A 13,736-nucleotide genomic window follows, 5' to 3' on the forward strand; every position below is an offset into this window, starting at 1 on the left:
GAATCTCCTCTCGATATAGGACCGAACCTGGCCTAGTTCATTTCTACCGTAGTTCCTGTCAGCACGAACGGAACAACAGGAGTACCGATGAGCAACACCGCGATCCGCCCCTTCCGCATCGAGATCCCGCAGGCCGACCTGGACGATCTGAACGAGCGGCTGGCCCGGACCCGCTTCGCGGCGCCGCTGCCGGGGCAGGACTGGGAGCGCGGCGTCCCGGTCGAGTATCTGCGCGAGCTGACCGAGTACTGGCGCACCGAATTCGATTGGCGGGCGCAGGAAGCCGCGTTGAATGAATTCCCGCAGTTCATTACCGAGATCGACGGACTGGATGTGCACTTCCTGCACGTGCGCTCGCCGGAGCCGAATGCGTTGCCGCTCATCCTCACGCACGGCTGGCCGAACACGTTCGTGGAATTCGTGAAAACTATCGGTCTACTCGCGAATCCGCGCACCCATGGACTGGACACCGACATGGCATTCCACGTGGTGGTTCCGTCGGTTCCGGGATTCGCGTTCTCGCAGGCTCCGCGCGAAGCCGGAATGAAGACAGCGGATGTCGCCCGGATGTGGGTGACGCTGATGGATCGCCTCGGTTACGAGCGCTACGGCGTACAGGGCGGCGATCTGGGCGCGTATGTGGTGCAGGAGATGGCGATTGCCGCGCCGGACCGGATCGTGGGCGTGCATATCGACGGCGGAATCGGAATACCGACCGCGGCGGATGTGCCCACCATGACCCCGGACGAACTCGCGGAGTGGGAGATGATGCAGCAGTGGCAGTCCGGCGTGAACCATCACGTACTGCTGAACCAGGCGCCGCAGACCTTCGCCGCCGGCTGGTCCGACTCCCCCGCCGGGCTGCTGGCCTGGCTGGTGCACAAGTTCCGCGAGTTCTCCTTCCTGGCGGCGCACGTCGAAGACGCGGTGGAGCGCGATCTGCTGCTCACCACCATCGCCCTCTACTGGTTCACGAACACCGCCGCGAGCTCGTCGTGGCCGATGTACAACGGCCTCGGCGACAACGGATTCGCCTGGCCCAAGGGGCAGAAGCTGGTTCCGGTCGGCACCTACGGCGGCGGTTCGGCGCTCATGCTGCGGCTGGCCGAGCGCGATAATGTCATCGTGCATTGGCCGGAGGGCAATACCGGTAACCACTTCGTGGCCATGGAACTCCCGCAGGCGCATACCGCCGATATCCGCGCATTCTTCGGCAAGCTGAGCTGAGCGTTACCGCGGCCTCACAACGCCGAAAATCTCTCGAGCGCAGAATGGCACCGGGTTGTTGAACCGGTAGTCACGTTCCAGACATCTGGCGTGACTACCGTTCTCGGAATTCGATCAGCGCGGTAGCAGGAGCACTCGCTATGAGGGAGACTCTTCCAACCAAGAATCAGTTGTTGCAGGCATGCCGGGGAAGCAGCTTCGCACATCCGCTACTACGGGCCGCCCATGATCTGGCGGAACTACACGAGCGGCGACTGGGAGCGGACCCCGACCAGATTTCCGAATTGGAGGACATCCGAACGGATCTGGTGCATTCCATCGACATCTGGGTCACCGCACAGCTGCCGCCCAGTCACGGCGCGGCCCGGGTGCACACCGAAACCCTCGGGGCAGTGATAGACCGGCTGGCCCTGCTCACCGCGCACGCCTTCGCGGCGCTCACCCGGGCATCAGGACAGGAACTCGCCCAGGTGTGGGAGCATCTCGCCGAATTGGCCGTCGGCTACGAGGATTTGGCGTCCGAGGTGACCACCGGGCGGCGTCGGCTGCCCGGCGGCCACTGAGTGTTCAGGATCCCGGAGCGCGCAGGGCCCCGTACCAGTCGAGCAGTTCCGGGTTGTCGACGGCGGTGCGGGCCACCACCCGGGCGGGGTCCGCGCCCTGGAACAGCTTCTTGATCGGCACCTCGAGCTTCTTGCCGGTGCGGGTATGCGGGATGCCCGGGGCGGCAATGATTTCGTCGGGGACGTGGCGGGGTGAGACCTCGGTGCGGATGGTGGCGTTGATGCGGGCCTTCAGATCGTCCGTGAGTTCCGCGCCCGGGGCGAGGGTGACGAACAGGGGCATCCAGTAGCCGCCGTCCGGTTGTTCCGCGCCGATCACCAGGGCTTCGGCGATCTCGGGCAGGCGTTCCACCGCCTGATAGATGTCGGCGCTGCCCATGCGAATACCGTTGCGGTTCAAGGTGGAATCGGAGCGGCCGTGCACGATTATGCTGCCGTGCCCGGTGCGGGTGATCCAGTCGCCGTGCCGCCAGACGCCGGGGTACATCTCGAAGTAGGCGTCGCGGTAGCGCGCGCCGTCTTCGTCGTTCCAGAAGCTCACCGGCATGGACGGCATCGGTTCGGTGATCACCAGTTCGCCGACCTCGCCGTGCACCGGGTGACCGTTCTCGTCCCAAGCGTCCAATGCCACACCGAGATACGGGGCGGAGAGCTCGCCGGGCCACACGGGGACGGTGCGCACGCCGCCGATGAAGGCCGAGACCACATCGGTGCCGCCGCTGATGGAGGCGACCGGGATGTGCTCACCCACGTTGTCGCGCAACCACAGTGACGACGACGGCGGCAGCGACGAGCCGGTGATGCCGACCATGCGCAGCGCCGACAGATCATGGTCGGTGCGCGGGACCGCGCCGGCCTTGGCGCAGGCCAGTACATAGCCGGGGCTGGTGCCCAGCACCGTGGTTCCGGTGCGGGATGCGATGTCCCACAGCGAATCCGGGTTCGGATAGGCCGGGCTGCCCTCGTAGGTGACGATGGTGGCCCCGGCGAGCAGGCCGGAGACCTGGAAGTTCCACATCATCCAGCTGGGGCTGGTGTACCAGAAGAAGACGTCGTCCGCGCCGATATCGGTTTGCAGCGCAACGGCTTTCAGGTGTTCGAGGAGCACGCCGCCGTGGCCGTGCACGATGCCCTTGGGCTTGCCGGTGGTGCCGGAGGAGTACAGCACCCACAGCGGATGGTCGAAAGCGACCTGCTCGGTGACGAGTTCGGCGTCCGGCACCGGGGTGAGGGAATCCCAGCCGATGCTGTCGGGTACGGTGCCGCCGAGCCGTCGCACCACGAAAGTGGCACGCAGCGAGGGCAATCCCGCGCGCAGGGCGGCAATGTCGGCGGTCTTGTCGTGCGTCTTGCCGCCGAAGCGGTAGCCGTCGGCGGTGATCAGCGCCTTGGGTTCCAGCTGGCCGAGGCGGTCCAGCGCGGCCTGGGCGGAATAGTCCTGGCCGCAGGCGCTCCAGAGCGCGCCCAGGCTGGCGGTCGCCAGGAAGGCGACGACGGCCTCGGGAATATTCGGCAGATACCCGGCGACCCGGTCACCCGGGCCGACGCCCAGTGCGCGCAGGGCATCCGCCACCGCGACGGTCTCGGCCCGCAGTGCGGCCCAGGAGATCTCGTCGATCGCACCGCTCTCGTGCACCACGCGAAGGGCGGGCCGATCCGCGCGTTCCTGCCGGAACACCTGCTCGGCGTAGTTCAGCCGGGTGCCCGGGAACCACTGTGCGCCGGGCATATCCGCCGACGCCAGCACCTGCTCACCCCGCTCGCCGAGATCGAAGTAGTCCCAGAGAGCACCCCAGAAGCCGGGCAGGTCGTCCACCGACCACTGCCACAGCGTCTGATAGTCCGGCGCGGAGATACCGGTTCGCTTCTCCACGAACCGCGCGAAATCGGTGACCCGCGCTGTTGCCAGATCGGCCTCGGTCGGCACCCACTGTGGTTCCATCGCATTACCTCCTACGACGCGAAACCCGCGCGCTGCACGATCCGCTCGGCATGCCGGATGACCGGCATATCCACCATCCGGCCCTCGAAGGTGAAGACACCCCGGTGATTCGGCACCTCGGCGAGCAGCCGCTGCGCCCAGTCGACCTCTGTGGGCGCGGGTGCGTAGGCGCGGCGGATGACCGGGACCTGATTCGGGTGGATGGCCACCTTGGCATCGAATCCGACCGCCACGGCGTCGAGGGATTCCTCGGCCAGGCCGTCGAGATCCGGAATGTTCAGGAATACCGAATCGAGCGCGAACTTCCCGTATGCCTTGGCGGCGAGCAGGGATTGGGACCGCACGTGCCGGGCCACATCCCGATAGCCGCCGTCGGCGTGCCGGCTGGAATTGCCACCGAGCGCCGCGACCAGATCCTCCGCGCCCCACATGACGCCGATGGCATTGCGCGCCATGACCGCCCGGCCCACCGCCATCGCACCCAGCGGGGATTCGATGAGTGCGATCACCTCGTAGTCCGCCAGTCGCGTGATCTGCTCGGCGGATTCGCATTTGGGCAGCATGATGCGGCGGTATTCGGTGCGCACCAGGGCGTCCAGGTCCAGCATGTGATCCAGGGTGCCCGCCGCGTTCACGCGGATGACGGTGCGTTCCGGATCCATCGGGGTGGCGATCAACGCCTGCCGGGCCGCGGGCTTATCCGCCTCGGCCACACCGTCTTCCAGGTCGATGATCACGACATCGGCCGCGTCGAGGGCTTTGCCGTAGCGCTCGGGGCGATCGGCCGGGCAGAAAAGCCATGCGGGGCCGGACATTTCCCAGTTCATGCGGATACCGACGGCGAGCCGTCCATCGGGGACCGTCGAACCAGGGTTTTGCGGACAGCGGTGGCGACGATATCGCCGTGCTGATTCCGGCCGGTGTGCGCGAATGTCACGATGCCCTCCCCGGGCCTGCTCTTGGATTCCCGGAGGTCCGTGACCACGGTTTCCGCGTACAGCGTGTCACCGTGGAACAGCGGTTTCGGGAAAGCGATGTCGGAGAACCCGAGATTGGCCACGATGGTGCCCTGCGTCAACTGCGCGACGGACAGGCCCACCAGCGTCGAGAGCGTGAACATGGAATTCACCAGACGCTGATGGAACGGCGGCAGGGCATCGGAGAACGCGGCATCCAGATGCAATGCCTGCGTATTCATGGTCAAAGTCGTGAACAGCACATTGTCGGCCTCGGTGATGGTGCGGCCGGGCCGGTGTTCGTAGATCACGCCGATCTCGAACTCCTCGAACCACAGGCCGCGTTGCACGACGCGTCGTGTCTCGGTCACAGGCCGAGCTCCCGACCGATCAGCATCAACTGCACCTCCGTGGTGCCCTCACCGATTTCCAGGATCTTGCTGTCGCGATAGTGCCGCGCCACAGCATATTCGTTCATGAAGCCGTAGCCGCCGAAAATCTGGGTGGCGTCACGGGCATTGTCCATCGCCGCCTCGCTGGCCACGAGTTTCGCGATGGCGGCCTGCTTCTTGAACGGCTTGCCGGACAGCATGAGCGCGGCCGCGTCGTAGTAGGCGGTGCGGGCGGCGTGCGCGCGGGCCTCCATGCGTGCGATCTTGAAGGCGATGGCCTGGTTGGCGCCGATGGGGCGGCCGAACGCCTCGCGCTCCTTCGAATAGCGGACGCTCTCGTCCACGCAGCCCTGGGCCGCGCCCACCGACAGCGCGGCGATGGCGATGCGGCCCTCGTCCAGGATGCGCAGGAAGTTCGCGTAGCCGCGACCCTGCTCACCCAGCAGGTTCTCGGCGGGGACACGGACATCGGTGAAGCTCAGCGGATGCGTGTCCGAGGCATTCCAGCCGACCTTGTTGTAGGCGGGCTCGGCCACGAATCCGGGGGTGTCGGTGGGCACCAGGATGGTCGAGATCTGCTTCTTGCCATCCGCGGCGCCGGTGACGGCGGTAACCGTGACCAGACGGGTGATATCGGTGCCGGAGTTGGTGATGAACTGCTTGGAGCCGTTGATGACCCAGGTGTCGCCGTCCAGCACGGCGGTGGTGCGGGTGCCGCCCGCGTCACTGCCCGCGCCCGGTTCGGTGAGTCCGAAGGCGGCCAGGGCGCGGCCGCTGGTCAGCTGGGGCAGCCACTCCTGCTTCTGCTTGTCGTTGCCGAAGCGGTAGACGGGCATGGCGCCCAGGGAGACACCGGCCTCCAGGGTGATGGCCACGGACTGGTCGACCTTGCCGAGTTCCTCGAGGGCCAGGCAGAGGGCGAAGTAGTCGCCGCCCATACCGCCGAACTCCTCCGGGAACGGCAGGCCGAACAGGCCCATATCGGCCATGCCCGCGACGACCTCGTACGGGAAGGAATGCTCGGCGTCATGTTTGGCGGCGACCGGGGCCACCACCTGGTTGGCGAAATCGCGCACGGTGAGGGCGAGTTCGCGGTACTCGTCGGGGAGCTGTCCGGTGGACAGGAAGTCGGTCATGTCGAGTCCTAGCTCTGGTCGGAGTGACGGGAGTGGTTCAGTTCTCGTCGGCAGTCGGTTCGGCGATGATGCGGGCCAGCGGTTGTTCGAGCTTCACCTGCGCGCCGGGTTCGACCAGCACCTCGACCCGTCCGCCCACGGGTGCGGTGAGGGTGTGCTCCATCTTCATGGCCTCGACGACCACGATCGGTGCTCCGGCGTCAACCAGGTCACCGGATTTCGCGGGCGTGGCGATGATGGAACCCGGCATGGGGCTGAGGATTTCGGCATCGCCCTCGTGGACGCCGCCGCCGCGGATATCGGCTTCGGCGACCTCACGCAGCAGGGCCACGCCGGAGAAGTCGGCCACCCAGATCTGGCCCGGCTGTGCCGCGACACGGAAGCGGGTGCGCAGGCCGTCGAGTGTCAGGGTGAGCCACTCACCATCGAGTTCGGCTGCGGCGGAGTGCTTTTCACCGCCCTCGAGCCAGACCGCCGCCCGGTCCGGGGTGCCGGTGAAAGACACGTGCGAGGTGCGGTCGCCGCCGGTGAGCCGGAATGCGGTGGGCGCGTGCGCACCCACACGCCAGCCGTTCGGAATCGACCACGGGTCGGTGGTTTCGGCGGGCCACTGCCGCAGCCACAGCAGGGCGGCCGCCGCGATGAACTGCGCGTCCGTGACCGGCGCGGGCGCGAAGTCGACCGCGCGGCGGTCCAGCAGGCCGGTATCGAGCGCTCCGGCCCGGACATCGGCGTCCGCGAGCAGGAAGCGCAGGAAATCGGTATTGATCCGGACGCCGAGCACCTGCGTATCCCGCAGGGCCGCATCGAGTTTGGCGAGGGCACCGGCGCGGTCGGGGGCGTAGGCGATGACCTTGGACAGCATGGGGTCGTAGTCGGTGCCCACCACGGTGCCCGCGCGCAGGCCCGAATCCACCCGGATGCCCGCGCCCTCCGGTTCGGCCAGCGCCAGCACGGTGCCGCCGGCGGGCAGGAAGTCGCGGCCGGGATCCTCGGCGTACACCCGGGCTTCGACGGCGTGGCCGGTGAGGCGGATGTCCTCCTGGTTCACCGACAGTTTCTGCCCGGCGGCGATGCGCACCTGGCATTCCACCAGATCCACGCCGGTCACCATCTCGGTCACCGGGTGTTCCACCTGGAGGCGGGTGTTCATCTCCATGAAGAAGAATTCGTCCGGCTTGTCGGCGGAGACGATGAATTCGACGGTGCCCGCGCCGACGTAGTCGACGCTGCGGGCCGTATTGCAGGCCGCCGCACCGATTTTCGCGCGGGTCTTGGCATCGAGCAGCGGTGAGGGCGCTTCCTCGATCACCTTCTGATGGCGTCGTTGCAGACTGCATTCGCGCTCGCCCAGATGCAGCACATGGCCGAATCCGTCGGCGAGCACCTGCACCTCGATATGGCGGGGACGGCTGACGAAGCGCTCCAGGAACAGGGTGTCGTCACCGAAGGCGGAGGCCGCCTCGCGACGGGCACTGACCAGGGCATCTGCCAGCAGGGCCGGATCGTCCACCCGGCGCATCCCCTTGCCGCCGCCACCGGCGGACGGTTTCACCAGTACCGGATAGCCGATTTCGGTTGCGGCCTCGATCAATTCGGCATCCGTGAGACCCGGGCGCGCGATGCCCGGCACCACCGGCACCCCATAGGCCGACACCGCGTTCTTCGCCGCGATCTTGTCGCCCATGATCTCGATGGCCCGCGACGGCGGACCCATGAAGACGATGCCCGCCTCCTCCAGCGCCGCCGCGAAAGCCGGGTTCTCCGAAAGGAATCCGTACCCCGGGTGTACCGCCTGCGCACCGGATTTCACCGCCGCGTCCACCACCTTGCGGATATCCAGGTAGGACTCACGGGCCGCGGCGGGGCCGAGGCGCACGGCGGTATCGGCCTCCCGCACGTGGCGGGCATCGGCGTCGGCATCGCTGTAGACGGCCACGGAGCGAATTCCCATAGCACGCAGGGTGCGAATGACGCGGACCGCGATCTCGCCGCGATTGGCCACCAGCACGGTGTCGAAGGCGACGGGGTGTGCTTTGTTCATCATTGCCATCACATCCGGAAGACGCCGTAGGAAACGGGTTCGAGAGGGGCCTGCGCGCAGGCCGAGAGAGCCAGGCCGACAACGGTTCTGGTGTCGGCGGGGTCGATGACGCCGTCGTCCCACAGGCGGGCCGTGGAGTAGTACGGGTTGCCCTGGGCCTCGTACTGGTCGCGGATGGGGGCCTTGAAGGCTTCCTGATCCTCGGCGGACCACGGCTTGCCGTTGCCGTCGAGTTGATCGCCGCGCACGGTGGCCAGCACCGAGGCGGCCTGCTCGCCGCCCATGACCGAGATGCGGGCATTCGGCCACATCCACAGGAAGCGGGGAGAATACGCGCGGCCGCACATGGAGTAGTTGCCCGCGCCGTAGGAGCCGCCGATGACGACGGTGAGTTTCGGGACGCGGGCGCAGGCGACGGCGGTGACCATTTTCGCGCCGTGTTTGGCGATGCCGCCCGCCTCGTAGTCGCGGCCGACCATGAAGCCGGTGATGTTCTGCAGGAACAGCAGCGGAATCTTGCGCTTGTCGCACAGTTCGATGAAATGTGCGCCCTTCATGGCGGATTCGGCGAACAGCACGCCGTTGTTGGCGACGATGCCGACCGGGTGGCCGTGAATGTGCGCGAATCCGGTGACAAGGGTTTTGCCGTATTCGGCTTTGAATTCCTGGAATTCGCCGCCGTCCACCATGCGGGTGACGACCTCGCGGACGTCGTAGGGGGTGCGCAGATCCACCGGGACGATGTCGTACAGCTCTTCCTGCGGCGCAATGGGATCCACCGTGGGGCGAATGTCCCAGGGCGTGGGGTTCTTGGGGCCGAGCGTGGCGATGATATTGCGCACGATGCGCAGCGCGTCCTGATCGCTCTCCGCGAGGTGATCGGTGACACCGGAAGTGCGCGAATGCAATTCGCCGCCGCCCAGTTCCTCGGCCGTCACCACCTCGCCGGTGGCGGCCTTCACCAGCGGCGGGCCGCCCAGGAAGATGGTGCCCTGATTGCGGACGATCACCGTCTCGTCGCTCATGGCGGGTACGTACGCGCCGCCGGCGGTGCAGGAACCCAGTACGGCGGAGATCTGCGCGATGCCCCGGGCGCTCATATTCGCCTGGTTGAAGAAGATCCGCCCGAAATGCTCGCGGTCGGGGAAGACCTCGTCCTGGCGCGGCAGGTACGCGCCGCCGGAGTCCACGAGGTAGATGCAGGGCAGATTGTTCTGCAGCGCCACCTCCTGGGCGCGCAGATGCTTCTTGACCGTCATCGGGTAGTAGGTGCCGCCCTTGACCGTCGCGTCGTTCGCGACGATCACGCATTCGCGGCCCGACACCCGGCCGACGCCGCCGATGACACCCGCCCCCGGGCATTCGTCGTCGTACATCCCGTCGGCGGCCAGCGGCGACAGCTCCAGAAACGGCGACCCCGGATCGAGCAGCTGATCCACCCGCTCCCGCGGCAGCAGCTTCCCCCGCGCCACATGCCGTTCCCGAGCTTTCTCCGGCCCACCCAGCGCACTGACCGCCAGCTTCTCCCGTAGCTGGTCGACCAGCGCCAGATGCGCCTCCCGGTTACCGGCGCGCGCGCCCGCAGTCACCGTCATCGCTTCGCCATCCTGCTCGCTCGGTTAATCACCAATAACTGGAAAATAAGATAATCTTCACTAACTGAGTTGTCCAGAACCGATGAAGGGAGCCCCCGGTGACCAGCAGCGACACCGTCGCCCCCACGCGTCGCGAACAGCTCAAAGCCCAGCGCCGCCGGCAACTCCTCGACGCCGGCGCCCGCCTGATAGCCGACCGCGGTTTCCTCGGCGTCCGCCTCGACGACCTCGGCGCGGCCGTCGGCATCAGCGGCCCCGCCGTCTACCGCCACTTCCCCAACAAGGAAGCCCTCCTCGTAGAACTCCTCGTAGGCATCAGCCAACGCCTCCTCGACGGCGGCAAAGCAGTGGTAGCCGCCTCCCCCACCCCCGCCGCCGCCCTCACCGGCCTGATCGACTTCCACCTCGACTTCGCCTTCGGCGAGCCCGAACTCATCCGCATCCAGGACCGAGACCTCGAGAACCTCCCCGAATCCGCCCGCCGCCAAGTCCGCCGCACCCAGCGCCAATACGTAGAAGTCTGGGTCTCCACCCTCCGCGACCTCCACCCCGACCTCCCCGAATCAGCCGCCCGCACCCAGGCCCACGCCACCTTCGGCCTCATCAACTCCACCCCCCACAGCGCCCCCGCCGCCACCGCCACCCGAGCCCGCCCGATCCTGCGCCGCATGGCCCTGGCCGCCCTGGATTAATAGATCTGTGATCCACAGCTCACCCCACTGACCTCGTTTGACAGCCGCGCATGATCACCGATCTACTCGTATGAATTACCCATCCGGAAACCACATTCCGGTTCGGGTAATGCAGATGGCGCATATACGCTCCGGAGGCTTTTCGTACTGCCTTCGGGCTGCATGACATACGCGTCGTGGGTCGGGAATCAGTAAGGAAGGTCGGGGGATTCGCTTGCCGAAACACCGCAGGCAAACCAATACACAGCGCCTCGCCGCGCGTACTGCCATGGGTGTACTGCCCATGGCCGCTGTTATCACCGGCAGCGCTGTCGCACAGGCCGCACCGCAGTTCATCGCGCCGCAGCCCGGGGTGACAACCCCGAACAACAGCGGCGGGACTCAGAACGGCGGCGCACAACCCGGGGTAACCACACCGAATTCGGCTGATGCCGTGCGCACTCCGCCCGTGCAGAGTCAGGTGACACCGGCGGAGGATCGGGCGGGTATCGCTCCGGAATCGGATTACGCACCGATTCGTGAGGTGCCGAACCGCGACTACATCGCACCGCTGCAGCCGCAGGAACTGCACGCGCCCGAGCCGACGCCGGAGGTTGCCGAGATCGTTCCGGTGCCGCGCACGCTGCGCGCGGGCGACCTCACCACGGCCGCACCGGATTTCCTGAATGCCGTGCAGATCGATCAGATCAACTCCGCCTTCGCGCGCCCGGAGGCGGATATCTCGCAGTTCGCGCGCTCGGTCGGCGTCGCCCCGAGCCGCGCCGACGCCGTGGCCTCGGGAGCGATCGCGGGGGCGCTGCAGGGCGCCGTCGCGGGCTGCGTCGGAATCGCCGCCTTCCAGGCCGCCACCGTTGTCACCCTGCCGCTGCTGCCGCTCACCTGCCCGATGTGGGCGGGGCTGGGCGCGGTGGTCGGCGGAATGGTCGGTGCCGGTATGGGCGGATTGCGTTGAAGCTGAACGAGAATCGAGAAAACTGAAATGAAGTTCAAGAAGTTTGCCGCCACCGCGCTGCTGGCTGTTGCCGCCACCGCTGTCACCGCCGCCACCGCGCAGGGCGCCCCGGCCGAGGAGAAGACCGATCTCGCCCTGCTGCGGGGGACGCAGAACGGGGTTACCTTCATCTCCGGGCTGACGGCTGATTCGAAGTCCGTGAAGACGGTGCTGGATACCGGTGCGTTCGCGGTGCGGGACACCGGCGATGCGGTGACCGTCTCCAACGATCAGGGCGAGCCCGTCGCCACCGTACCGCTGACCTACCGTCTGTACGGGCAGGACATCACGCTGCGGCCGACCATCGGACGCGAGGGCAAGGAACTGCTGCTGCAGCCCACCGACACCGCGCCGGAGTTCGTCAGCGGGCTTGTGCTACAGGACATCTCGACCTCGGAGGAACGCTGGAACGCCGAGGTACAGCGTGCCTCGTTCGGCGCGCTCATCGGAGCGGGCATCGGCCTGCTGGTCACGATTCCGTTCTTCGGGCTGATCCCGCCGTTCATCCTGGGCACCCTGGCGGGTGTCGCGATCGGTGCGGGGATCGGATTCCTCGTCGTGGGCGGCCAGCCGCTCATCGATGCGGGGACGGCGTACTTCACCGGTCAGCCGTAACCGGTCCCGACGTCACAGTGGCGCAGACGGATGTGAATCCGTCTGCGCCACTGGTGTTTTCCCGGGTGGTGTGCGCGGTTCAGCCGCCCAGGAGTTCGCGCTCCGCGGTGCGGAGGACGAGGAGGAAGCCGCCTCGGACTACCGGGAGGAAGAGGCGGGTGCAGAGGGTGGGGAGGATGGGGGAGGCTATTTCGAAGGTGGAGTTCCAGCGGACGCGGGTGCCGGTGGGAACCGCTTCGAAGGCGATGTAGCCCTCCTGATGGCGCAGGGGCGGAACGGAATTCAGGACGCGGTAGCGCATCAGGGTGGGCGGGGTGTATTCGGTGATCTCCTCGGTGATGCGCAGGAGAGGGGTGACGATGAGGCGGACGGCGCCGTCGCCGTGGCCGGTGGTGTTGCCGGGGCGGACCAGGGTGACGCGGCGGACGAAGGGGACGCGCTGGAAGTTGGTTGCGTCGGTGAGCCAGTCGAAGACGTCGGGGAGCGGGGCGGGGATGGTGCGCTCGTAGGTCACCTTGCGCATGCCGCTCCGATCTCGTCGAACTCCGAACCCGTTGAAAGAGTAGGGGATCAGCGAGTCAGATGAGGGCCTTCTGCTTGCGGAGCCGGCGTTGCACGTCACGCATCATGTTCCGGGTGGGGGCGTTGCGCAGGAATCGCGGGATGAAGCGGTTCACGAAACCCACGAAGAGGAAGAGGTTTTCGAAGCGGCGCTGGTCGGTGGCAGTCCAGGTGACGCCCATCTGCTCGCGGAAATGCGGGGCCAGGAAGCCGGCGGTGAGGAATTGCAGCAGCCCGCCGAAGACCAGCCGCATCGGGAAGTTGATCATGCGCAGGTGCAGCAGGTCGTCGACGTAGGCGCGCACCTTGTCGTCGACCACCGCCAGCCGCACGGCTTCGTTCCAGTAGAGGTCGAAGTCGGCGCGGGTGCACGGCCACATCTCCTCGGGCACCTGGAGTGTCGTGCCCAGGGTGGCCGAGGTCGAGTAGAAGTCCTCGGCCTGTTCGGGACTCATCCGCCCGTGCAGGAGCTGGTAGGAATCCTCGAAGCCGATGTAGAGGCAGGCGGCCACCCACAGCTGCAGGTTGCGGTCGAAGGCGTTGTACTTCACCGGGGCGCCGGGTTCCGAACGCACCTGGCGGTGCGCCACATTCACCGCCTCGCGGAACGCCTCCTTCTCCTCGGTCGTGCCGAGCAGGGCGACGGCCAGATAGGAAGCCGTGGTGCGCAAGCGCTTCCAGGGGTGCACCATGAGAGCGCCGGATTCCACCCTGCTGTCGGCCACGCCGTGACCGACGCCGGGGCGGGCCATCTGCATGGCCACATTGGCCGCCGCCCCGGCGAACTGCCAGAAGTCCATGGCGTCGGTGAGTCGCGGGGGCCGCTTGGTGGCCGATCGGTGGATGGCCGGAATGGGGATGCGCGTCTGCTCGCACGTCAGCGGATCCGGCTCGAAGGAGGGCTGCGCTGCCGCCGTCATGGCTTTCCTTTCGCCTGAATGATCCATAACTTAGAACGTGACGCAGGCCACCGTCAACACCGTGGACACACAGCTTTCTCCCAGATTCTTTGGTATCGAGCA

Annotated in this window: 13 protein-coding genes; 5 read left to right on the top strand and 8 right to left on the bottom strand. The window is 67.0% G+C overall.

Translation table 11 applies throughout. The features are described from left to right. The first annotated feature begins 87 nt into the window (after positions 1-87). Together JK358_RS14050 and JK358_RS14055 are read left to right on the top strand one after the other, a co-directional pair. Positions 88-1,227, top strand: coding sequence for an epoxide hydrolase family protein (locus JK358_RS14050; RefSeq protein WP_201947647.1), 1,140 nt, complete (start codon positions 88-90; stop codon positions 1,225-1,227). A 140-nt stretch (positions 1,228-1,367) separates the two neighbouring features. Next, a complete protein-coding gene (locus tag JK358_RS14055; RefSeq protein ID WP_201947649.1) occupies positions 1,368-1,790 on the top strand; it encodes a DUF4254 domain-containing protein in 423 nt (140 codons plus the stop codon). Positions 1,791-1,794: 4 nt separating this feature from the next. Here JK358_RS14055 and JK358_RS14060 read toward each other — a convergent pair whose 3' ends face one another. The 6 genes from JK358_RS14060 to JK358_RS14085 are packed head-to-tail and all read right to left on the bottom strand — an operon-like array spanning position 1,795 to position 9,855. Continuing rightward, positions 1,795-3,732 (bottom strand): acetoacetate--CoA ligase, encoded by a 1,938-nt coding sequence (locus JK358_RS14060; protein WP_201947651.1) that lies wholly within the window; start codon positions 3,730-3,732, stop codon positions 1,795-1,797. A gap of 11 nt (positions 3,733-3,743) precedes the next feature. After that, entirely contained in the window at positions 3,744-4,559 is an 816-nt protein-coding gene (locus JK358_RS14065) for an HpcH/HpaI aldolase/citrate lyase family protein (protein WP_201947653.1), read from the bottom strand. After that, entirely contained in the window at positions 4,556-5,059 is a 504-nt protein-coding gene (locus JK358_RS14070) for a MaoC family dehydratase (protein ID WP_201947655.1), read from the bottom strand. Before JK358_RS14070 ends, JK358_RS14065 begins: the two co-directional genes overlap by 4 nt. After that, positions 5,056-6,216 carry an acyl-CoA dehydrogenase family protein gene (locus tag JK358_RS14075; protein ID WP_201947658.1) on the bottom strand — a complete coding sequence of 387 codons (1,161 nt, stop codon included), beginning with the start codon at positions 6,214-6,216 and terminating at the stop codon, positions 5,056-5,058. Before JK358_RS14075 ends, JK358_RS14070 begins: the two co-directional genes overlap by 4 nt. A 37-nt stretch (positions 6,217-6,253) precedes the next feature. Then, positions 6,254-8,263 (bottom strand): acetyl/propionyl/methylcrotonyl-CoA carboxylase subunit alpha, encoded by a 2,010-nt coding sequence (locus JK358_RS14080; RefSeq protein ID WP_201947660.1) that lies wholly within the window; start codon positions 8,261-8,263, stop codon positions 6,254-6,256. Positions 8,264-8,268: 5 nt separating this feature from the next. Further along, positions 8,269-9,855, bottom strand: a complete 1,587-nt coding sequence (locus tag JK358_RS14085; RefSeq protein WP_201947663.1) for a carboxyl transferase domain-containing protein — start codon at positions 9,853-9,855, stop codon at positions 8,269-8,271. Between the two features lie 98 nt (positions 9,856-9,953). Between JK358_RS14085 and JK358_RS14090 the strand changes: the two genes are divergently transcribed. From JK358_RS14090 to JK358_RS14100, 3 genes are all read left to right on the top strand, one after another. Then, a complete protein-coding gene (locus JK358_RS14090) occupies positions 9,954-10,547 on the top strand; it encodes an SACE_7040 family transcriptional regulator (protein ID WP_201947666.1) in 594 nt (197 codons plus the stop codon). 283 nt (positions 10,548-10,830) lie between these two features. After that, positions 10,831-11,499 carry a hypothetical protein gene (locus tag JK358_RS14095; protein ID WP_201947668.1) on the top strand — a complete coding sequence of 223 codons (669 nt, stop codon included), beginning with the start codon at positions 10,831-10,833 and terminating at the stop codon, positions 11,497-11,499. Positions 11,500-11,526: 27 nt separating this feature from the next. Further along, positions 11,527-12,153, top strand: coding sequence for a DUF8020 domain-containing protein (locus JK358_RS14100; RefSeq protein ID WP_201947670.1), 627 nt, complete (start codon positions 11,527-11,529; stop codon positions 12,151-12,153). Positions 12,154-12,232: 79 nt separating this feature from the next. Here JK358_RS14100 and JK358_RS14105 read toward each other — a convergent pair whose 3' ends face one another. Both JK358_RS14105 and JK358_RS14110 read right to left on the bottom strand, forming a co-directional pair. After that, the gene (locus JK358_RS14105; protein WP_201947672.1) at positions 12,233-12,676 is read right to left on the bottom strand and encodes an SRPBCC family protein; all 444 of its coding nucleotides are present in this window, start codon (positions 12,674-12,676) and stop codon (positions 12,233-12,235) included. Positions 12,677-12,731: 55 nt separating this feature from the next. Next, positions 12,732-13,634 carry an oxygenase MpaB family protein gene (locus JK358_RS14110; protein ID WP_201947675.1) on the bottom strand — a complete coding sequence of 301 codons (903 nt, stop codon included), beginning with the start codon at positions 13,632-13,634 and terminating at the stop codon, positions 12,732-12,734. Positions 13,635-13,736: the final 102 nt, after the last annotated feature.

The organism is Nocardia acididurans (genome assembly GCF_016741815.1).
Taxonomy (GTDB): domain Bacteria; phylum Actinomycetota; class Actinomycetes; order Mycobacteriales; family Mycobacteriaceae; genus Nocardia; species Nocardia acididurans.